Annotated in this window: 19 protein-coding genes; 7 read left to right on the forward strand and 12 right to left on the reverse strand. The window is 68.4% G+C overall.

All coding sequences use genetic code 11. The features are described 5' to 3' along the window. The 3 genes from ABIC21_RS16175 to mnmA all read right to left on the reverse strand — a co-directional run bounded on the left by ABIC21_RS16175 (position 1) and on the right by mnmA (position 4348). Positions 1 to 1092: an ABC transporter permease gene (locus ABIC21_RS16175; RefSeq protein ID WP_354351397.1), complete on the reverse strand. Its 1092-nt coding sequence runs from the start codon at positions 1090 to 1092 to the stop codon at positions 1 to 3. A gap of 130 nt (positions 1093 to 1222) precedes the next feature. After that, complete coding sequence (locus ABIC21_RS16180; protein ID WP_354351398.1) at positions 1223 to 2857, reverse strand: ABC transporter substrate-binding protein; 1635 nt, start codon at positions 2855 to 2857, stop codon at positions 1223 to 1225. A 363-nt stretch (positions 2858 to 3220) separates the two neighbouring features. After that, a complete protein-coding gene (mnmA, locus tag ABIC21_RS16185; RefSeq protein ID WP_502936016.1) occupies positions 3221 to 4348 on the reverse strand; it encodes a tRNA 2-thiouridine(34) synthase MnmA in 1128 nt (375 codons plus the stop codon). Between the two features lie 224 nt (positions 4349 to 4572). On the opposite strand from mnmA, the gene ABIC21_RS16190 reads away from it, so the two are divergent. Next, complete coding sequence (locus ABIC21_RS16190) at positions 4573 to 5817, forward strand: NAD(P)/FAD-dependent oxidoreductase (protein WP_354351470.1); 1245 nt, start codon at positions 4573 to 4575, stop codon at positions 5815 to 5817. 20 nt (positions 5818 to 5837) lie between these two features. Here ABIC21_RS16190 and ABIC21_RS16195 read toward each other — a convergent pair whose 3' ends face one another. Continuing rightward, the gene (locus ABIC21_RS16195) at positions 5838 to 7079 is read right to left on the reverse strand and encodes a cysteine desulfurase family protein (RefSeq protein WP_354351399.1); all 1242 of its coding nucleotides are present in this window, start codon (positions 7077 to 7079) and stop codon (positions 5838 to 5840) included. Between the two features lie 50 nt (positions 7080 to 7129). Here ABIC21_RS16195 and ABIC21_RS16200 point away from each other — a divergent pair, with 50 nt between their 5' ends. Then, positions 7130 to 8026: a DMT family transporter gene (locus ABIC21_RS16200; RefSeq protein ID WP_354351400.1), complete on the forward strand. Its 897-nt coding sequence runs from the start codon at positions 7130 to 7132 to the stop codon at positions 8024 to 8026. On the opposite strand, the gene ABIC21_RS16205 is transcribed toward ABIC21_RS16200, so the two are convergent. After that, positions 8023 to 8772, reverse strand: coding sequence for a helix-turn-helix domain-containing protein (locus tag ABIC21_RS16205; RefSeq protein WP_354351401.1), 750 nt, complete (start codon positions 8770 to 8772; stop codon positions 8023 to 8025). The genes ABIC21_RS16200 and ABIC21_RS16205 overlap by 4 nt on opposite strands. 89 nt (positions 8773 to 8861) lie before the next feature. Here ABIC21_RS16205 and ABIC21_RS16210 point away from each other — a divergent pair, with 89 nt between their 5' ends. Further along, on the forward strand, positions 8862 to 9275 hold the full coding sequence (locus tag ABIC21_RS16210) for a hypothetical protein (RefSeq protein ID WP_354351402.1): 414 nt from the start codon (positions 8862 to 8864) through the stop codon (positions 9273 to 9275). 23 nt (positions 9276 to 9298) lie between these two features. Here the strand turns inward: ABIC21_RS16210 and ABIC21_RS16215 are convergent, their stop codons facing one another. Together ABIC21_RS16215 and ABIC21_RS16220 are read right to left on the reverse strand one after the other, a co-directional pair. Then, the gene (locus ABIC21_RS16215) at positions 9299 to 10042 is read right to left on the reverse strand and encodes a hypothetical protein (RefSeq protein ID WP_354351403.1); all 744 of its coding nucleotides are present in this window, start codon (positions 10040 to 10042) and stop codon (positions 9299 to 9301) included. Positions 10043 to 10162: 120 nt separating this feature from the next. Beyond that, positions 10163 to 11065 (reverse strand): diacylglycerol/lipid kinase family protein, encoded by a 903-nt coding sequence (locus tag ABIC21_RS16220; protein ID WP_354351404.1) that lies wholly within the window; start codon positions 11063 to 11065, stop codon positions 10163 to 10165. A gap of 125 nt (positions 11066 to 11190) precedes the next feature. On the opposite strand from ABIC21_RS16220, the gene ABIC21_RS16225 reads away from it, so the two are divergent. The 4 genes from ABIC21_RS16225 to ABIC21_RS16240 all read left to right on the forward strand — a co-directional run bounded on the left by ABIC21_RS16225 (position 11191) and on the right by ABIC21_RS16240 (position 14362). Then, positions 11191 to 12147 (forward strand): J domain-containing protein, encoded by a 957-nt coding sequence (locus ABIC21_RS16225; protein WP_354351405.1) that lies wholly within the window; start codon positions 11191 to 11193, stop codon positions 12145 to 12147. Positions 12148 to 12168: 21 nt separating this feature from the next. Continuing rightward, positions 12169 to 12636: a tRNA (cytidine(34)-2'-O)-methyltransferase gene (locus tag ABIC21_RS16230; protein ID WP_354351406.1), complete on the forward strand. Its 468-nt coding sequence runs from the start codon at positions 12169 to 12171 to the stop codon at positions 12634 to 12636. 231 nt (positions 12637 to 12867) lie between these two features. Next, complete coding sequence (sigK, locus tag ABIC21_RS16235) at positions 12868 to 13473, forward strand: ECF RNA polymerase sigma factor SigK (protein WP_354351407.1); 606 nt, start codon at positions 12868 to 12870, stop codon at positions 13471 to 13473. A gap of 1 nt (position 13474) precedes the next feature. Further along, positions 13475 to 14362, forward strand: a complete 888-nt coding sequence (locus tag ABIC21_RS16240) for an anti-sigma factor (RefSeq protein WP_354351408.1) — start codon at positions 13475 to 13477, stop codon at positions 14360 to 14362. A gap of 101 nt (positions 14363 to 14463) precedes the next feature. On the opposite strand, the gene ABIC21_RS16245 is transcribed toward ABIC21_RS16240, so the two are convergent. From ABIC21_RS16245 to ABIC21_RS16265, 5 genes are all read right to left on the reverse strand, one after another. Further along, positions 14464 to 15033: a gluconokinase gene (locus ABIC21_RS16245; protein ID WP_354351409.1), complete on the reverse strand. Its 570-nt coding sequence runs from the start codon at positions 15031 to 15033 to the stop codon at positions 14464 to 14466. Positions 15034 to 15108: 75 nt separating this feature from the next. Continuing rightward, complete coding sequence (locus ABIC21_RS16250) at positions 15109 to 15888, reverse strand: PIG-L deacetylase family protein (RefSeq protein WP_354351410.1); 780 nt, start codon at positions 15886 to 15888, stop codon at positions 15109 to 15111. Positions 15889 to 15892: 4 nt separating this feature from the next. After that, a complete protein-coding gene (locus tag ABIC21_RS16255; protein ID WP_354351411.1) occupies positions 15893 to 16846 on the reverse strand; it encodes an electron transfer flavoprotein subunit alpha/FixB family protein in 954 nt (317 codons plus the stop codon). Positions 16847 to 16860: 14 nt separating this feature from the next. Next, a complete protein-coding gene (locus ABIC21_RS16260; RefSeq protein ID WP_354351471.1) occupies positions 16861 to 17661 on the reverse strand; it encodes an electron transfer flavoprotein subunit beta/FixA family protein in 801 nt (266 codons plus the stop codon). A gap of 241 nt (positions 17662 to 17902) precedes the next feature. Further along, entirely contained in the window at positions 17903 to 19477 is a 1575-nt protein-coding gene (locus ABIC21_RS16265; protein ID WP_354351412.1) for a S1C family serine protease, read from the reverse strand. Positions 19478 to 19579 lie beyond the last annotated feature (102 nt).

Below are 19579 nucleotides of genomic sequence, written 5' to 3' on the forward strand. Positions count from 1 at the left end.
TCAGTACCTCACGCGGGGGTCGATCAGCGCGGCGAGAATGTCCACGAAGAAGTTGGTCACGGCCACGATCACTGCGAGGAGGACCACGATGCCCTGGACAGCCACGAAGTCGCGGGCCGTCAGGTAGGTCGCGAGCTGGAAGCCGAGGCCCTTCCATTCGAACGTGGTTTCGGTCAGGACCGCGCCGCCCAGCAGCACGGCGATCTGCAGACCCATCACGGTGATGATGGGAATGAGGGCCGGCTTGTAGGCGTGCTTGGTGACGAGGCGGTATTCGCTGACACCGCGTGAGCGGCCGGCTTCGACATAGTCCTTGCCGAGGGTGCCGATCACGTTGGTCCGGACCAGGCGCAGGAAGATGCCGGCGGTCAGCAGGCCAAGGGCCAAGGCGGGCAGGATGGCGTGCGCGATAACGTCGGCGAGTGCGGTCATATTGCCGCTGCGGATGGCGTCGAGCCAGTAAATGCCGGTCGGCGACTCGAGCGCGGTCAGTGCCAGCTCATTGGCGGGCGTCGCCCGTCCGGCGACCGGGAGCCAGCCCAGCCAGACGGAGAACGTCAGCTTGAAGAGCAGCCCGGAAAAGAAGACCGGTGTGGCGTAGCAGAGGATCGCGAAGATGCGCAGTCCGGCGTCCGGGCCCTTGTCTCGCCGGTGCGCGGAGATCAGGCCCAGCGGGATGCCCACGACCAGGGCCACGAGCAGGGCGTTGATGGTCAGCTCCAGGGTGGCTGCGCCGTAGGTGGCGAGCATCTCCGCGACCGGGCGGTTGTCGGACAGGGTGGTGCCGAAGTTGCCGGTGATGAGCTGGGCCAGGTACTCGAAGTACTGCACAAAGATGGGCCGGTCGTAGCCGGCTGCGGCGATCCGCTCCTGGAGCTGTTCCGGCGGAAGCCGGCCGCCCAGGGCTGCGGTAATGGGGTCACCGGTTGTCCGCATCAGGAAAAACACCATGGTGACGAGGATCAGGATCGTCGGGAAGATCAGGAAGAACCTGATCAGGATGTAGCGGCCCAGTCCCCCGCCGGACGTTTTTTTCTTTATCGGCAGAAGGCCTTCGCCGTCGGTCGGCGGTGCCTCGATAAGTGTTGTCATTGGTACCTAAATGTGTGTTCCGGGAGCCTCGTGGGCTGCCGAATCTGTTGTCCTGTATCAGCACCAAAGGCGGGGCACCGTGTGGGCGCCCCGCCTCGTTGGCTGGTCAGAACCGGATGGGGAATGTGACCTACTTGGAGATAACACCAAGACGGGTCTTGAAGGAAGCGTCCAGGGTCTGGTCGACACCCTTGACGTCCTTGCCGGCGACCATAAGCTGGGCGCCCTGCAGCAGCGGCAGCGTGGACAGGTCCTTGGCGACGGCCGTCTGGGCCTCGCCGATGACCTTTTCGCGCTCCGCCTTGTCAACCGTGGTCAGCTGCTTGCCGATCAGCTCCGTGACGGTGGGGTTCTCGTAGTGGTTACCCAGGAAGTTGCCCGGGACGAAGAACGGCGTGAGGTAGTTGTCGGCATCTGAGTAGTCCGGGAACCAGCCGAGCTGGTAGACGGGGTAGGCATCCGCCGTGCGGTCCTTGGAGTAGGTGACCCACTCGGTGGACTGCAGTTCAACCGTGAACAGGCCGGACTTCTCGAGCTGTTCCTTGATCATGGCGTATTCGTCGCCCGAGGACTTGCCGTAGTGGTCCGGGTTGTACTGGAGCTTGATAGTGACCGGGGCGGTGACACCGGCGTCTTCGAAGGCCTTCTTAGCCTTGTCGAGGCTCGGCTTGCCGCTGCCGTCGCCGTACATTTCCTTCAGCGGCTGGATGGCGCCGACGAAGCCGTCGGGAACGACGGAGTAGGCCGGCAGGTAGGTGCCCTTGTAGACCTGGCTGGCGATCGCGTCGCGGTCGACGACGTTGGCCATGGCCTGGCGGACGGCAAGCGCCTTCGCGGGATCGGCGTCGGCTGCCTTGGCGCCGAACGGCATGGTGTCGAAGTTGAAGACGATGTAGCGCAGCTCGCCACCCGGGCCCTTGTAGACCTTGACCTTGGAATCCTTCTCCAGGTCAGCGGCGTCGGTCGCCGTCAGGCTGCGGCCCGCGACGTCGATGTTGCCCTGCTGGACATCCAGCTTGAGGTTGTTGGAGTCGGCGTAGTACTTGATCGTGGCGCCGCCGTTGGCCGGCTTGCCGAGCAGGCCCTGGTAGTCCGGGTTGACCTTGAGGCCGACGAGTTCGTTCTTCTTGTAGCTCTCGATCGTGTAGGGGCCGGCGAACGGTTTGCCCTTGACGATTTCGTCGTCGGACATCAGCTTGTCCGCCGGGAAAACCTCTTCGTCGATGATCGGGCCCGAGTTGGCGGCGAGGACGCCCGGGAAGACCTGGTCGTTGCCGGCCTTGAGCGTGAAGACCACGGTGGTGTCGTCCTTGACCGTGACCGAATCGAGGTTGCCGAGGAGGGAGGCCGGACCGTTTTCATCCGCGATGCTGACGACGCGGTCGATGGAGAACTTCACGTCGGAGGACGTCAGCGCGTGGCCGTTGGCGAACTTCAGGCCGGGCTTAAGCTTGACGGTGTACTCGGTGGGGCTGGTGAAGGAGGCGGACTCGGCAATGTCGGGAGTGGAGTCTGCGGTGCCGGGCTTCGAGTTGAGCAGGAACGGGTAAATCTGGTTCATCACCATAAAGGAGCCGGCGTCGTAGGAGCCGGCCGGGTCGAGGGTAACGACCTTGTCGGTCGTGCCGTACGTAATGGTGCCTCCGCCGGCCGCGCTGCCGGTCGCCGTTCCGCCACCGGAGGGGCCGGTGCAGGCAGTCAGTGCGAAGGCGGATACCCCGGCGAGCGCGATGGCGCTCTGCAGGGCCTTTTTGTTCATTGCCATCTGTGAACTTTCTGTTCGATGAGTACTAGTGCGTTGCCCGGAATGGATGTTGGTCACGACTCGGGGGCAAAACACTGTCCTGATGCACTGATTCAACCAGACGATCAACAGGTGAATCGTTACATCTTGTGAGATGAGACACAAAATTTACACGAACGGGCTGATCTCATCATTATCTTCAGGAATTCCCGGTGAGCTTCGGCAGGTGCAGGGTGCGGTGCAGGCTGCTGTTGCCGGGTGCGGGCCGGAGCGGAAGCCGGACCCGAAAAACCGGGCGCAAAAAAGCCGCACACCGGCGCGGTGTGCGGCTTTACGGCGGCGCCGGGACGGCCCCCGGCGGGGTCGTCCGATACCCTCGGTGGCCTAGAGCGCGGCCCGCTGCAGCGAACGCGCCGCGTCGATGGTGGCCTGGCCCAGCACACGGCTGCCCTGGTACAGCACCACGGTCTGGCCCGGGGCCACGCCCCGCAGCGGCTCCATGAGGGTGACCACGAGGCTCCCGCCCTCCGCGGGCCGGCGTTCCATCCGCGCCGTGGCGGGCACGGGGTCGCCGTGGGCGCGGACCTGGGCGTAGCAGTCGAATTCCTCGCCGGTGGCCACTTCGGCGATCGGCAGCCCGGCCCAGGAGACCTTGATGCCGCGGATCTCGTCGATAGCCAGGAGCGCCCCCGGACCGACAACAACCTTGTTCTCCTTCGGCCGGATTTCCAGGACGAAGCGGGGCTTGCCGTCGGCGGCCGGGGTGCCGAGCTTCAGCCCGCGGCGCTGGCCGACCGTGAACGCGTTGGCGCCGGGGTGCTCGCCGACCTTCGCACCGGACTCGTCCACGATGTCGCCGGTGGTCATCTCGATTTTCTCGGCCAGCCAGCCTGCGGTGTCGCCGTCCGGGATGAAGCAGATGTCATGGCTGTCCGGCTTGTTGGCCACCGAAAGCCCGCGGCGTTCCGCTTCGGCGCGGACCTCGGCCTTGGACGGTGTGTCCGCGAGCGGGAACATGGAGTGCTTGAGCTGTTCATGCGTGAGCACGCCGAGAACGTAGCTCTGGTCTTTGGCCCAGTCCGCGGCGCGGTGCAGTTCGGGATTGCCCTCGGCATCGTTGATCACCTTGGCGTAGTGGCCGGTGCAGACGGCGTCGAACCCCAGGGCGATCGCCTTCTCCAGCAGCGCGGCGAACTTGATCCGTTCGTTGCAGCGCATGCAGGGGTTGGGGGTGCGTCCCGCGGCATATTCGTCGATGAAGTCCTGGACCACGTCCTCTTTGAAGCGCTCCGAGAAGTCCCAGACGTAGTAGGGAATTCCCAGCACGTCGCAGGCCCGCCAGGCGTCGCGGGAGTCCTCGATGGTGCAGCAGCCGCGGCTGCCGGTGCGCAGGGTGCCGGGCATCCGGGACAGCGCGAGGTGGACGCCGACGACGTCGTGTCCCGCCTCGACGGCGCGGGCTGCGGCAACGGCGGAATCGACGCCGCCGCTCATGGCTGCAAGAACTCGCATACTGACTTTCTTTGGGGTTCGGGGTAGGTGCCGGCACCGGCGGCTGCTGGACGCAGAACTAGCACAATGCCTGACGCTCCAGTCTATCGCCACGCCGAATCCCAGCCCAAAAAGGCCTTGACGGCCCGACGCCGCGCTTCTAAAGTCAAAAATAACGGTTTTAGATGTATTTCCCGCGACATGCGGCCCCGGTTGTGCGGGCGGCCGCAGGAATCGAGCACATCATGGCCTCCGGGAACTTCGTGATCGTGGGCGGCGGCCTCGCCGGCGCCACCGCCGCCAGGACCCTCCGCGCGGAAGGCCATGGCGGGCCGGTGATCCTGCTGGCGGAGGAGCGGCACCATCCCTATCTGCGCCCGCCGCTGTCCAAGGAATACCTGCTGGCCAAGGCCGAAGACGACGCCCTGCCCGTGGTTCCGGCCAGCTGGTACGCGGAGAACGGGGTCGATCTGCGGCTGGGCGCCACCGTCACGGGGATTGATCAGGCCGCCCGCAGCATGAGCCTCCGGGACGGACAGAGGCTGGGCTACGCCGCCCTGCTGCTGGCCACCGGGGCACGTCCCCGGCGCATTCCGCTGCCGGGCGCCGATTTGGAGGGGGTCAGCACCTTCCGCACTGTGGACGACAGCCGTCGTCTGCGCGCGGGCCTGGCCGGCGGCGGCCGGAACGTGGTGATGATCGGTTCGGGGTGGATCGGGATGGAGGTGGCCGCGGCTGCGAGCGCCTATGGAAACTCCGTCACCCTCCTGGGGCTGGAGGAGGTGCCGCTGGGCGCGGCAATCGGGCCCGAGCTGGGCGGATTTTTCCGTTCGCTGCACGAGGCGAACGGCGTCCGGTTCCGGCTCCCCGCCTCGGCCGCCGGGATCAGGGGGCAGTCGGGCCGGGTCACCGGCGTGGTCACGGATGCCGGGGAAGTCCTGCCCGCGGACCTTGTGATCATCGCTGTGGGAGTGGTCCCCGAGGTGTCGCTGGCGGAAGCGGCGGGCATCGCACTTCAGAACGGCATCCTCACGGACGCCTCGCTGCGGACGTCCGCGCCCCGAATCTATGCCGCCGGGGACGTCGCCAACGCCCTGCATCCCTTCACCGGGGAGCACCACCGCAGCGAGCACTGGTCCAATGCCCTCAACGGCGGCAAGGTGGCGGCCAGGGCCATGCTTGGCCTGGATGCGGCACTGGACACGGTCCCCTACTTCTACACCGACCAGTTCGACGTCAGCATGGAGTTCTCCGGCTTCCCGACACTCGTCTCCGGTCCGCCCACGATCCGAGGTTCGCTCGAGGCGAAGAAGTTCCTCGCCTTCTGGCAGCGCGACGGCCGGGTCACAGCGGGAATGAGTGTGAACTGGCCCCGGTCCGCCAAGCCCCAAAAGATCATCAAGCAACTCATTTCCGCGAAAACCGCCGTGGGCCCCGATGTTCTCGCCGACCCCGGCGTCCCGCTTGACCGGCTCCTGCCGGAGGCGTGAAGCCTGAAGCCGGAAGGCGCCTAGCTGGATTCCGTGGATTGGCGGACGACTTGCCGGGCGACGGTTCCTGCGGTCTGGATGCTGGACTCGTGCCCGGCCATGCCGGCCTGGCGCGCGCGGGCAAAGGCGCCGGGCAGGGCAGCCAGCAGCGCATCGACGTCGGACCCGGTGGAGGAATGCCCCAGGCTGAAGCGCTGGGCGCCCCGGGCGGTGTCCTCGTCCAGTCCCATCGCCAGCAGCACATGGGACGGCCGCGGAACCCCCGCGGTGCAGGCCGATCCGGTGGAGGATTCCACCCCGGCCAGATCCAGCAGGAAGAGCAGCGAATCGCCTTCGCAGCCGGGGAAGGTGAAGTGGGCGTTGCCCGGCAGCCGTCCCGCGCCGGGAGCACCGCGCAGCACCGCGTCGGGCACGGCTGCCAGGACGCCGTCGATCAGCCGGTCCCGGAGCGCGGCGAGGCGCGCCGCTTCCTCCGGAAGTGTCGCCGTGACGGCTTCGGCCGCCGCGGCGAACGCTGCGATGGAGGCGGTATCGAGGGTTCCGGAGCGGACGTCCCGTTCCTGTCCCCCGCCGTGCTGGACCGGGGTCAGTTTCACCGCGCGGCCCAGCAGGAGTGCTCCGACGCCGACCGGGCCGCCGATCTTGTGCCCGGAGATGGACATGGCGTCGAGTCCGCTGGCCCGGAAATCCACGGGCACCGAACCGAACGCCTGGACCGCATCGGAGTGGACCGGGACGCCGGCCCGGTGCGCCATGTCAACAATCTCCGCGATGGGCTGGATGGTGCCGACCTCGTTGTTGGCCCACATCACCGTGACCAGGGCGATTGACGCCGGGTCCCGGGAGAGCTCCGCCGCCAGCACCGCCAGGTCCACGACGCCGTCCGCATCCACCGGCAGCCAGCAGGCCTCGGCACCCTCGTGCCGCTCGAGCCATTCGACGGTGTCCAGCACGGCGTGGTGCTCGACGGCGGAGCACAGGATGCGGGTGCGGGCCGGGTTTCCCGCGCGCCGGTTCCAGTACAGGCCCTTGACGGCGAGGTTATCGGCTTCGGTCCCGCCCGAGGTAAAGATGACCTCGGAGGGATGCGCCCCGGCTGCGGCCGCCAGCACCTCGCGGGCGTCCTCGACGGCGCGCCGGGCGCGGCGGCCGGATCCGTGCAGTGAGGACGGGTTGCCGGTCCGGGCCAATTCGCGGGTCAGCGCGGCCAGGGCCTCCGGGGCGAGGGTGGTGGTGGCAGCATGATCAAGGTAGACGGGCACAGGGCAATTCTACCCGCGGCCACATCACGGCACTGGTGTAGATTCAAGCGGTGAAAGCGTCCCTGTACCTGGTCCTGGCCACCCTGTTCTGGTCCGGGAATTTCGTTGTCGGCCAGGCCGCCGTCGCCTCGATGACCGCCCTGGACCTGACGTTCTGGCGCTGGACGCTGGCCGCGGTGCCGCTGCTGCTCCTCGCCCACTTCGTGGAGAAACCCGACTGGCGCGCGGTCCTGCGCCGCTGGCCGGTGCTTCTGCTGCTGAGCGTGCTCGGCATGAGCGGTTACACGCTCCTGCTGTACGGGGCGCTCGGCCATACCTCCGCCGTGAACGCCGCCCTGATCACCGCGGCCAACCCGGCCCTGATCGTTGTGATGGCCATTTTGCTGCTCGGCGAGAGGACGACACGGCTGGGCTGGCTCGGCATCTGCCTCGGCCTGCTCGGCGTGCTGCTGGTGCTGACCCGCGGCGAGCTGCAGCGTGCCCTGAGTTTTTCCCTCAACCTTGGCGAAGTCATGATGATCGGCGCGGTCATCGTCTGGGGCCTCTACACGATCATCGCCCGCAGGCTGGGTGTCCCCGCCATCACGGCCACCGCCGTGCAGGTGGCGATGGCGACGTTAACGCTGGCACCCTTCGCCCTCGCCCTGGATGTTCGGCTTCCGGAGACACCGTCCGAAGCCTGGTCGCTGGCCTACATCGTCGTCTTTCCGTCCCTGGGCGCCTACCTGTTCTGGAATATCGCCCTGAAGACCACCCCGCCGGGAACGGCCGGGAACTACCTCAACCTGATCGTTGTGTTCACGGCGGTCATCACCGTGGCACTGGGGACGCCGCTCACCCTGGCGCAGGTCGCGGGCGGCATCCTCGTGATCGCCGGCGTGCTGCTGACCGGCCGGAACGGGCAGCCCAGGCCCGCGGCGGCAGCCACGGCACGCATTGCCGCCTAGGCTCTGGGTTCCTGGGGCATTATCCGGGCGCAGCACTGCGCCGGCTGTGCAGTTCCCTGAACGCGGAGGTCTTTGATGGCAAGAGCCTGGACCCGGTCCGGGTCGAAGCCGCAGCCTGCCGCGGCCCCGGCCAGATACCCACCGTTCATGGCGCAGACGACGTCGGTGTGGCCTTCGGCGATCCGGTGGAAGGGGCAGTTGAGCAGGACCATTCCGCCCGCGCCGTCGTCCTCGGGACGGTAACCCTCGGCGGTGAGGAATCCGGCGAAAGCGGCTCCCCCGGCTGTTGTCCCGGAATCCGCCGGCCCCGCTGCCCCGACCGCGGCCCGGGCGGATGCCTCCCCGCGCGCGTAGGCGGTGCGCACGAGCGCGTCGCGCGCGCTACCGCCGTCGGCCGTTGACTCCTCGATGGCCGAGGCGAGCAGCTCCGCGGCCAGATCGTAGTTCCGGTCCGGCACTGACGCCGCTACCTCCCGGACAGCTGCCAGATACAGTTTGGCCGGACGGCCGGAACCGGGCCCTCCCCTGCCGCCGAGCTTGCGGAACTCCACGGCAAGGAGCCCGTCGTGCACCAGCCGGTCCAGCTGGAAGGAGGCCGTGCTCCGGGGCAGCCCAAGGGCGCCGGCGGCGTCGTCCCGGCTGACGGCGCACCCCGCCGAGGCGACAAAGTCGAACAGCTTCCGGCGGTTCTCGTCCCCCAGGGAGGCGACGGCCGCAATCCTGCGGTTCCAGGGGGTTCGGATCATGGAATCAGACTAACTCTAAAAACAAGTTTCATTGCTTAATTGTCGGCGCGCTTCTAAAATCAAGCTATACACTTTTAGAAGGAGTAGCCATGGAATCCCCTGCAGCCCTGAACACCACGGCCGGACCGCTGGCTTCGGCTCCCGAGCGGCAGGCGTTCCTGCTGCTGCGGACGGTCTTTACCGTCGCGCCGGTGATCTTCGGCCTGGACAAGTTCACCAACCTGCTCACCGACTGGACCATATATCTGGCGCCCATCGTCACGGATGTTGTGCCGCTCCCGGCGCAGACCATTATGTACGGCGTCGGCGTGGTGGAGATCGCCGCCGGTCTGGCCGTGGCGCTGAAGCCGCGGTTCGGCTCACTGCTCGTGGCGGCCTGGCTCCTCGGAATCATCGTCAACCTCATCCTCCTGGGCAGCTTTTCCGACGTGGCCCTGCGCGATTTCGGCCTGCTCGTCGGGGCGCTGGCCCTGAACCGGCTGTCCCCCACAAAGCGGTCGTGAACGGTACCGCGCCGGCCGGGGACTCAGGCGGACGGCGGAACGACGGCAATCCACGCTTCGGCGTCGGTCCGCGCGGCGGCCAGCGTCGCGGTGTCGGGGCACGAGGCGGACAGGTACACCGACGAGCCCGACCTGCTGAACAGCCGCGCGTAGATGGCCGTGGCCCGGGCGCCGGCCGGCGCACCGCCCGTATACACGAGAACCTCGACGCGCGGAGCGGGCTTGCCGGGTTCTCCGCCCCAGCGCAGGGTCTCCGGTTTCAGGTACGCCGGAAGAATACTCGCGTCCAGGTACTGGAAGAGCGCTTCGGTGGACGCCCTGTCGTCTCCGGAAACGGCGAGGGCGGATTGGTTGGTCCGGACCTTCGCCGAGACCACGCAGCCGTCCTCGTTGACGTACTCGCTGGTCCCGGCCACGTTTTCCTTGCCGGGCTTCCACCGCGGCACGTCACGCAGCCCGTCGGAAAGCCGGACGGGCACGCCGGCCGCCAGGGTGCCGCCGGCGGCGAAGGGCATGTCCTGCGCCGCGACAGCCGCGGCGTCGTGGCCGGGAGTGATGGTGGGCGTGGCCAGGGCCGGAACCGCAGGCCCAGCCGTCAGTGCGGTGGGGTCCGGAACGCCGACGCTGCAGCCGGCCAGCGTGGCCGTGACCGCGAGCGCCAGGAACGCGCGGCTCCCCTGCCGGTCGCGCCGGACACGGCGGGCGCCGCGGGAACCGGGACTCCACCCGGCCGCTGCCTTGACGCCGGTTTCCCGTTTGCTTCCCATGCCCCGCCCCCATGTCGTTGTGCCGGTTCCGCTTCCTCCCCGGGCCCCCGCACGATTCTAGACTCCCGTGGCGAAAGCATCGCGGGGCGCCCGCTGCCGCCGGTCCCCTGCCGCCCCAGGCTAAGCCAGGACCCGCAACGCCCCGGGAACCACCTCGATGGTGAGGGGCAACGGGCCGATCCGCTCCCCGTCCGCATAGGCCACCACCGAGTCCGCGGACAGCTCGACCTTGCGGACCCGCCGGATGTGCACGGCCGGATGCCCGAGGTGGCCGCCGGAAAAGACCTTGGGAAAGACCTTCAGCAGGCCCGGCCGGGACAGCGGGCCGACAATGAAGAGGTCCAGGCTGCCGTCGTCGAGCACAGCGTCCGGTGTGACCTTCATGCCGCCGCCGATCGATTGGCCGTTGGCGACCGAAATCAGCATCGCGCCCTGCCGCCAGCACTCGCCATCGGCCGTCACCGTGTAGCTGATCGGCCGGAACGAGGCGAGCTCGCGGAGCATGGCCACGTGGTACCGGGCCTTGCCGCGGGGCCACCGCCAGGTGTTGGCCCGTTCGTTGACGGCTGCATCGAAACCGGCGGACAGCACACCGGCAAACCAGCGGGACGTCCCGGACGACGAGGCACGTCCGGCGTCGATCAGCCGCCCGCCGGATTCCAGGGCTGCGAGCACCGCCGCGCAGGCGCCCGGGAGGTTGTGCAGCGGCACGCCGAGCGCCCGGGCCATGTCGTTTCCGGTGCCGGTGGGGACAATCCCGAGCGGCACCGTGCCGAAAGGCAGGCCCGAACCGGCGAGCGCATTGACGCCGAGGTGGACCATACCGTCGCCGCCCACCACCACGAGGGCGTCAACGCCTGAGGCCAGGACCTTGTCCACGGCCCGTGCCAGCGCGTCATAGGAGCCTTCGCACAGGACCAGGACCTCCGCCCCGGCAGCCCGGAAATACCCTGCGGCTTCGTCGCCGGCGTGCCGCCCGCGGCCACGGGATGCCCGCGGGTTGACGGCGACGGCGATCATCATGCGCTGAATTATGCCAGCCGCCGGGAACCTTCCGTGCCGGTACGCTCGTTCTTCCCCATGCCGGTTAAACTGGCCAAGCCGGACGTTCAGGATGGGCTGGCACCACCGAGGCAAAGGATTCTTGCTTGACGCAGGGCAACAGCTCGCATTACCAGGTCCTCCGGATCCCCGTCACGGCGACGGAAAAGGAAATCAAAGTGGCCTACCGCAAGGCTGCCCGCACCGCGCACCCCGATCACGGTGGCGACCCGGCGGCCTTCCGGCGCGTCACGCTCGCCTACGAGACGCTGATTGATGCCAAGAGCCGGGCCGACTACGACCGGTCCTACGGCAGCGGCCGCGGCGCCTTCGCCGGACCGGCCGCCGACGAAGGGGCCCACTTTGATGCCCCGGCGGCCGGCAGCCGCGCCTCGGCCAATGTCCGGCGCCCCAACACACCACGAAACACGGCTTCCGACGCCCCGGTCTACATCCCGCCCTTCGAGCAGTACGCCGGGACGGGCGAGGTGCCGCTGATCCCGGAGAGCCTGGCCCGCCAACAGGTCCACGGGATCCCCCGCAAACGCGGGATCTTCGGGGCCGAGGCCCGGATCCAGCGGGAAATGCGGACGGTGCAGCTCATCAGCCGGCAGATCCTGCCCGCCATCCCGGCCGCACGGCTCATCAACGGGCTGCAGTCCCCGGCGGACAACAGCCACATCGACCATGTGGTGCTGTCCGGCTACCGCATGGCGATCATCGGCTCGATGCTGCTTCCGCCCGGAGCCTACGCGTGGAACGGCAGTGCCCTGACCCACGGCGGCCGGTCCATCGCACCGCCCCAGCTGGCCCATGTGGTGCGCCGCATGCAGGACATCTTCCCGGAACTGAACGTCACCGGCTGGACCGTGGTCCACAGCACCGACGGCAACCTGCACGAACCGGTGATCGACCGGCACCGCCGCTCGGGGGCGCACGAGACCGTGCAGGTGGTCAATGCCGCCGGGCTGGCCCGGGGCCTCAAGCAATTCCTGGGTTCCGGCCCGGCCCCCAACACTGTCATCGTTCCGGTGCTCGCCCGGTTGCTGCGCGGGATGCACTAGCAGGCTCGCTAGGATGGACCCGTGTTCCGCATCCTCTTCCACGCCCCAGAAATCCCCGGCAATACGGGCAATGCCATCCGGCTGGCCGCCATCACCGGAGCCGAGCTGCACCTGGTCGAGCCCCTGGGCTTCGATTTTTCGGACGCGAAGCTGCGCCGGGCCGGCCTGGACTACCACGACCTCGCCGTCGTGACCGTCCACCCGGACATCGACGCCGCCTGGGCAGCCCTCGCTCCGGAGCGCGTCTTCGCATTCACCTCCGACGGCGAGGCGTCCTACACGGACATCAGCTACCGGCCCGGGGACGTGCTGCTGTTCGGCCGGGAATCCGTGGGGCTTCCCGAGGAACTCAAACACGACCCCCACGTCACGTCCCGCGTCCGGCTGCCGATGCTGCCCGCGCTGCGCTCGCTGAACCTTGCGAACGCGGCCTCGATCGCGGTCTATGAGGCGTGGCGCCAGAACGGATTTGCCGGCGCCAGGCTGTAGGCACCGCAACTTTTTCCTCCGCCCGGCCCATCCGGAAGCCCGGCCGTCCCGAATCACTGCTGAAGCCCAGTTCCACCCACGGGCGCAGGGAACGGGGAAGGGAGCGAGGAGCGGCAGGTGACAACCATGCAGGTGGATAGACGTCCAGCCCGGCGTGTTGTGGGTGACCACGCCCCGGCAGCAGCGCATCCTGACCCGCGATCGGCGGCGGGCACCTTATGCTTGAAGGTGATGGACACTCCCAACGCCCCGATTCCCGAGGCTTCCGCTCCCCCTGGCACGCCGGCCGATGTGAACCGCCGGCTCGGCGCACTGCTGGAGCAGATTGCCGCCGGTGACCAGGCCGCCTTCGCCGAGTTCTACGAACTCACGTCCCGGCGCGTATTCGGCATGGCCCGGCGGGTACTGATCGATGTGGAACTCAGTGAGGACACCACCCAGGAGGTCTTTCTCCAGGTCTGGCAGAACGCCTCCAAGTTCAATCCAGAAGCCGGCAGCCCGCTCGCCTGGCTCATGACCATCTCGCACCGCAGGGCCGTAGACAAGGTCCGCTCCTCCCAGTCCTCCACCGACCGGGAAGCGAAATACGGCGCCAGCAGCCAGGACATCGACCACGATTCGGTCTCCGACGAGGTCGGCAGCAGGCTTGAGGCCGAGGCCGTGGTCCGTTGCCTGGCGACCCTGACCGATACACAGCAGGAGTCCGTGCGGCTTGCCTACTACGGCGGCCTCACCTACCGGGAAGTCGCAGAAAAGCTTAACGCTGCGGTGCCCACCATCAAGTCCCGCATCCGCGACGGACTGATCCGTCTGAAGACCTGTCTGGGGGTGAGTTGAGATGACCGATATGAACGCACGGAACCACGGCCGCCTCCCCGGCGGCTTTGCCGCCGATATCGCCACTGACCTTGCCTCGGGACGTGCGGCAGACCTCGCCGAGGTGTATGCCCTGGACGCTGTAGACGACGCCGAACGCGCGGCCATCGAGGGTTACCTCCACTCGGCTCCGCAGGCCGAACGCGCCGCCTTCGACGACCGCGTCCGCCAGGCCCGGGAGACGCTCGCGTCCAGCTTTGCCGCGGAGGAAGAACCACCGGCCGGCCTGCTGGACCGGATCATGGCGTCCCTGCCCAGCCAGGAGGCCACTGCATTGCCGGACGCCCAGCCGTCCCGGCCGCCGGCGGTTTCGCCGGTCGTCGCCCGTCCCGTCCGGGAGCCCTCCGGGCTCCCGGTCACCGACGAACTCGGCGCAGCCCGCCAGCGCCGGGAGGAACGACGCCGGCCGCAGGGAATGCGCAATTGGCTCGTCGGCGTCGCGGCCGCAGCCATCATCGCCCTGGGCGGTGTCGGCGTCGGAGCCTACGTGGCGAACCAGAACGATCCGCTGAACCAGGTGCTGCAGGCCGGCGATGTTCGGCAGGCGACTGTCAACGTCACCGGCGGCGGCACCGCGACGGTGACCGTCTCGCCGTCGAAGGACGCGATTGTCGTGAAGATGAACGACGTCCCGCCGCCGCCGGCCGGCAAGGTGTACCAGATGTGGCTGATTCCCAAGGACGGCTCGGCCCCGGTGTCCCAGGGCCTCATGGACGCGGAGGCGTTGTCCAAGCCGGCCGTCGTCAAGGGCATCAGCACTGCGGCGGCCCTCGGCATCACAGTGGAACCGACCGGCGGATCGACGTCGCCGACCATGCCGACCGTGGCCGCCGCCCCGCTGGGCGCCTAGCGTCGGGCCTCTAGCCACGCACGAACTCCAGCAGTGCACGAACAAGGCCGGGCAGGCCTCGGACCTCTTGAGGGTCCAGGGCCTGCCCGGCCTTTTGCTGTCTATGCCTGGTGTCGGCCCGGCTGCGGCCTGACGGCCTCGCGGGCCCGACCGTCTCCGGCATGGAGGTCGAGCCGGTCGATGATTTCCTGTGCTTCGTCCGCAGGCGCCGAACTGACGCTGAGGGTGATGAAGTTTTCGTCGCTCGTAGGGGCCTCGAGCGCCTCGAACTGGGACTCAAGCAGGGACGGCGGCATGAAGTGTCCGTGCCGGGCTGCCAGCCGGTCCGAGATCCGGTCCCTGCTCCCGTCGAGGAACACGAACACGACGCCTTCACCGCGCAGGACGTCCCGGTAGCGCTTCTTGAGCGCCGAGCAGGTGACGACGCCGGGGACGCCGGAGTCTGCGTGCTGCCGGATCCACCCGGCGATGCTTTCCAGCCAGGGCCAGCGGTCCGCGTCGGTCAGGGGCTGTCCGGCGTGCATCTTCGCCACGTTCGACTCCGGGTGCAGGTCATCGCCTTCCGCGAAATCCCAGCCCAGCCGGCCGGCCAGCAGGCCGGCCACGGTGGACTTTCCTGATCCTGAGACGCCCATGATCACGAGCACGGGGTGCTGCGCAGTCTTCGCCATCAAAGCCTGCCCTCCTCAATTAAATATGATTTAAACAGAGGCCAGCTTATGGGAGAGGGCGGCCCGGGGGCAAGGCTAGAACCCGGCGATGGTCCCCGAACCGTTGACTGCTACGACGTGGAACGCCTCCGCGCTGCGGCCGGCCGGGAGGCTGCCCCGTTCCGCGGTCCGGAGCATCAGCCCGCGGACGGTGCGGTCCATGGCCTCGATGTCGGGGTGCTGGCTGACGTGGATGTGGATCGCGGCGAGTTTGGCCTCGATGTGTTCGGTGACGTCGACGACGTGGTTTTCGCGTTCCTCCGGCCCGGCGAAAAGCCACAGCCACGGCAGCTTGTACGCCTCCAGCCCCGCCTCGTCCAGCTCGGGATACGCGAACGGGTTCTCCAGCGCCGGATACACCGCCCGGGTCACCGCCTCCCCTACCGCCAGGTGGTCGGGGTGGCTCTTCTGGATCCGGTCCCAGTTCCGCTCCGGATGCATCGACAGCACGACGTCGGGGCGCAGCTGACGGATCAGCCGCACCACGTCCCGGATCACGGCGTGCGAGGGCTCAAGGTAGCCGTCGCGCTCGTGCAGGTAGTGGATGTCGGTCACTCCGACGAGGGCGGCCGCACGGCGTTGTTCCTCGTTCCGCAGCCGGACGATCTCATCCCGTTGTGCCGGATCAAAGCCGCCGGCGTCCCCGTCGGTCATGATGCAGTAGCTGACCTGCACCCCGGCGGCGGTCCAGGCCGCGATCGTGCCGGCGGCGCCGAAGTCGATGTCGTCCGGGTGCGCGGTGAAACAAAGCACCCGCTCGATCCGGTGGTGTTCCGGATCGAACGGGCTGCGCGCCTGTGTGGCGAAGGTGTTCACGGAATCAGCCTTTGCGCTTCTTGATCTCTGCGGTGGCCTGCGGCAGGACCTGGAAGAGGTCCCCGACGATGCCGAAGTCCGCGATCTCGAAGACGGGCGACTCGGCATCCTTGTTCACGGCCACGATCACCTTTGCGGTCTGCATGCCGGCCTTCTGCTGGATGGCCCCGGAAATGCCCGCCGAGATGTAGAGCTGCGGGGACACGGTCTTGCCGGTCTGGCCGATCTGCGCATCGTGGCCGATCCAGCCGGCGTCCGTGGCGGCGCGGGAGGCGCCGATGGCGGCACCGAGGGCGTCGGCCAGGTCCTCCAGGGGGCCGAAGTTCCCGTCGACGCCGCGGCCGCCGGCCACCACAATCCGCGCCTCGGCGAGGTCCGGGCGGCCGCTGGCGGCCTTCTCGTATCGGGCCGTGATCCTGGCCGACGCCGCGGCGGCGGTCTCCGGCACCTCCACGGTGACGGTTCCGGGCGCCGTGCCGGTCACGGCGGGTTCGGGGGTGATGCTGTTGGATTTCACGGTCAGGACCGCGACCGGCGTCGACGCCTTCGCCGTGGTGGTGTAGGAACCGGCCAGCACGGACTTGTGCGCGGTACCGTCGGGGTCCACGGCGACGACGTCGGTGATGACGCCGGCACCGAGCTTGATGCCCAGCCGCGCCGCGATTTCCCTGGCCTCCGCCGAATTCTCGGTCAGCACGACGGTGGCGCCGGCGGTCTGCACCGCGGCGGCCAGGTAGGAGGCCTTGGGGCCGACGAGGTAGTCGTCGAGGTCCGCCGCGGAGGGCCGGTACAGCGTCTGGGCGCCGTAGGCCGCCAGCGCCGCCGCGACGTCGTCGTGCAATTCGCCGTTGAAGGCGACCGCCGGCTCGCCCAGGGACCGGGCAATGGTGAGCAGCTCCAGGCTGGCCTTCTTCAGGGCCGGGCCGGGGTTGTCAATGAATACAAGCACTTTTGCCATGTCTGGGGATCCCCTTAGAGCAGCTTCTGGGCGGCCAGGAACTCGACCAGCTTGATGCCGGCGTCGCCCTCGTCGGTGATGATGGTGCCGGCGGCGCGCGCCGGGCGTGCCTCGGCGGATTCGACGGCGGTCCAGGACCCGGACCGCCCGACCTGCGCGGGTTCGACGCCGATGTCCGCAAGGCTCAGCGTGGTGATGGTCTTCTTCTTCGCCGCCATGATGCCCTTGAAGTTCGGGTAGCGGGGGTCATTGATCTGGTCCGTGACCGAGACGAGGGCGGGCAGGGTGGCCTCGACCGTGTCCGCGTGCGAGTCGCCGTCGCGGCGGGCGGTGAGTTTGCCGCCGTCGAGCTCCAGCGAGGACGCGAAGGTGACCTGCGGGAGGTCGAGGCGCTCCGCGAGCTGGGCCGGGACCAGGGACGTTTCGCCGTCGGTGGAGGCCATGCCGGTGATGATGAGGTCTGCCGGGGTGTCAGCGCCGAGGTGGCGGATGGCTGCGGCCAGGGCAAGGGAGGTGGCGGCCGCGTCGGACCCGGCCAGCGCGTCGTCGCTGAGGTGGACGCCTTCGGTGGCACCAATCTGCAGGGACTTCTTCACCGCGTTGACAGCACCGGCAGGACCCATGCTCAGGGCAATGACCTTGTTGCCGGCCGCTTCCCCGCCGCGGGCTTCGATCAGCTGCAGTGCGGCCTCGAGCGCGTACTCATCCAGTTCGGACAGGATGCTCTCGGAGCGGTCCGTCGTGTTGCCCTCGCCGGTAAGGTGCCGGTCGAACTGGGCATCAGGGACGTGCTTGACCAGCACGATGATCTTCAATGTCTCTTCCACTGTGTTTACAGCAGCCTTCCATGCGGGTGGACAGCCAGCCGGGCGGGGTCGTGGCCACGGAACGCCCGGGGTGCCGGGCTGCTCCTAGCTAACCATATCGGGGAGCGCGGCCACGGCTTGGGTTAACGCCTATGTCAGGACCGCGCTGTGCAGGCAGGCGGCGGCACGGCGGAGGCCGGACGGCACCTCCTGGTGCCGCCCGGCCTCCGGATGGTAACGGCGTGCTGGCCTATTGCTCGGCGGCCGCGCCGAGGGTCACGTCCAGCTGCTGTTCCTTGCCGTCGCGGAGGACGGTGACCTTGACCGAGGCTCCGGCGGGCTGCTCGCGCACGGCGGCCGTCAGCTGGTTCGGGTCGCTGATCGCGAGGTTCTGGAACTTCGTCACGACGTCGCCGACCTTGACGCCGGCCTTGTCTGCTGCCGAGCCGGGCTCCACCGTGGCGACTTCTGCCCCGACGGAGAAACCGGAGGCCGAGGAACTCGCGGTCTTCTGCTTCACGCTCACGCCGAACTGGCCGTGGGTGGCCTTGCCCGTGCTGATGATCTCCTGGGCGACCCGCTTGGCGTGATTGATCGGGATGCTGAAGCCAACGCCGATGTTCCCACTGCTGGCGGAGTCGCCGCCGGCGGAGGCGATCGCGACGTTCACGCCGATGATCTCACCCTTGGTGTTGACCAGGGCGCCGCCCGAGTTGCCCGGGTTGATGGCGGCATCGGTCTGGATCACGTTGATCGAGATGCTGCCCTGGTTGGCGGTGCTCTGGCCCTGCCCGCCGTCCGGCGGGGCGAACTGGAAGCCCTGGTCGCCGCCCTGCGCGTCGTCCGCGCCCTCCTTGGGCGCGGCGGACGAGGCAACACTGATGGTGCGGTTCAGCGTCGACACGATGCCGTCGGTGACGGTTCCCGTGAGGCCAAGGGGCGAGCCGATCGCGACGGCGGTGTCCCCAACGTTCAGCTTGCCGGAGTCGCCCAGGACTGCCGGGACCAGCCCGGAGCCGTTCTGGATCTTCACCACGGCGAGGTCGGACAGCGGATCCGTCCCGACGATCTTGGCGCTGTAGACCTTGCCGTCACTCATGCGGACCTCGATCGCGGCGTTGGCCGCGGTCCCGTCGAGGGTGACGACGTGCGTGTTCGTGAGGACATGGCCTTCGCCGTCCAGAATGATCCCGGAGCCCGTGCCGCCCTCACTGCCGTTCGAGGCCTTGATGGTCACGACACTGGGGGTGGCCTTCACGGCAGCCGCGGTGATGGCGTTCACGTCTTCCCGGTTGTTCACGATGACAGGGCCCGCCTGGCTGTTGGTGGATCCTGTGGACATCACGGCCCGGTCGCCGAGCAGCTGCGTGGTGCCTGCGACCACACCGCCGCCGACCAGCCCTGCGGCGAGGATGCTGGCCACGAGGGTGGGCACACCGAAGGCAGCCTTCCGCTTAGGGGCGTGCGCCGGGTTGGATGCATACGGCGACCCGGGCTGGTTGGCTCCAAAGCCGCCCTGCTGGGGCGGGCCGTAGGGGCCCTGGGCGTGCTGCGGATTGCCGTGCTGGTCGTGCAATTGCTGGGGCTGCCCGAAGGAGTTTCCGGCCGGCTGGCCGTATCCGGGGTTGGGCTGCCCGTAGGACGGCTGGTGCTGCGGGTAGACCGGCTGCGGGGGGTTGTCCGCGGCCCGGTCCAGCCGGAGCGTCGGGTTCTCGGGTGCTGAGTCCGGCGCGGGGGCAGCCTGCGGGTGCCCCGGAGCGCCCTCGTTCGGCGTGGCCGGCTCCCGGTTCTCTGGTGACGCGCCCTGCGCTGGGTTCTCAGTCATAAGACTTCCTTTCATCCTCGTCTGTATTAACTATGGACGATCTCACTGATACTAGAGCGCACGTTTGCTGGGAGATTGCTGGACGCCGGGCATGGCCGTGTC

The sequence above is a fragment of the Pseudarthrobacter sp. PvP090 genome, assembly GCF_040547365.1.
Taxonomy (GTDB): Bacteria; Actinomycetota; Actinomycetes; order Actinomycetales; family Micrococcaceae; genus Arthrobacter.

Coding starts and splice junctions, on each gene's coding strand:
- ABIC21_RS16175 (WP_354351397.1), bottom strand. CDS start 1,092: ATGACAACACTTATCGAGGCACCGCCGACCGACGGCGAAGGCCTTCTG.
- ABIC21_RS16180 (WP_354351398.1), bottom strand. CDS start 2,857: ATGGCAATGAACAAAAAGGCCCTGCAGAGCGCCATCGCGCTCGCCGGG.
- mnmA (WP_502936016.1), bottom strand. CDS start 4,348: ATGCGAGTTCTTGCAGCCATGAGCGGCGGCGTCGATTCCGCCGTTGCC.
- ABIC21_RS16190 (WP_354351470.1), top strand. CDS start 4,573: ATGGCCTCCGGGAACTTCGTGATCGTGGGCGGCGGCCTCGCCGGCGCC.
- ABIC21_RS16205 (WP_354351401.1), bottom strand. CDS start 8,772: ATGATCCGAACCCCCTGGAACCGCAGGATTGCGGCCGTCGCCTCCCTG.
- ABIC21_RS16210 (WP_354351402.1), top strand. CDS start 8,862: ATGGAATCCCCTGCAGCCCTGAACACCACGGCCGGACCGCTGGCTTCG.
- ABIC21_RS16215 (WP_354351403.1), bottom strand. CDS start 10,042: ATGGGAAGCAAACGGGAAACCGGCGTCAAGGCAGCGGCCGGGTGGAGT.
- ABIC21_RS16220 (WP_354351404.1), bottom strand. CDS start 11,065: ATGATGATCGCCGTCGCCGTCAACCCGCGGGCATCCCGTGGCCGCGGG.
- sigK (WP_354351407.1), top strand. CDS start 12,868: ATGGACACTCCCAACGCCCCGATTCCCGAGGCTTCCGCTCCCCCTGGC.
- ABIC21_RS16240 (WP_354351408.1), top strand. CDS start 13,475: ATGACCGATATGAACGCACGGAACCACGGCCGCCTCCCCGGCGGCTTT.
- ABIC21_RS16245 (WP_354351409.1), bottom strand. CDS start 15,033: ATGGCGAAGACTGCGCAGCACCCCGTGCTCGTGATCATGGGCGTCTCA.
- ABIC21_RS16255 (WP_354351411.1), bottom strand. CDS start 16,846: ATGGCAAAAGTGCTTGTATTCATTGACAACCCCGGCCCGGCCCTGAAG.
- ABIC21_RS16265 (WP_354351412.1), bottom strand. CDS start 19,477: ATGACTGAGAACCCAGCGCAGGGCGCGTCACCAGAGAACCGGGAGCCG.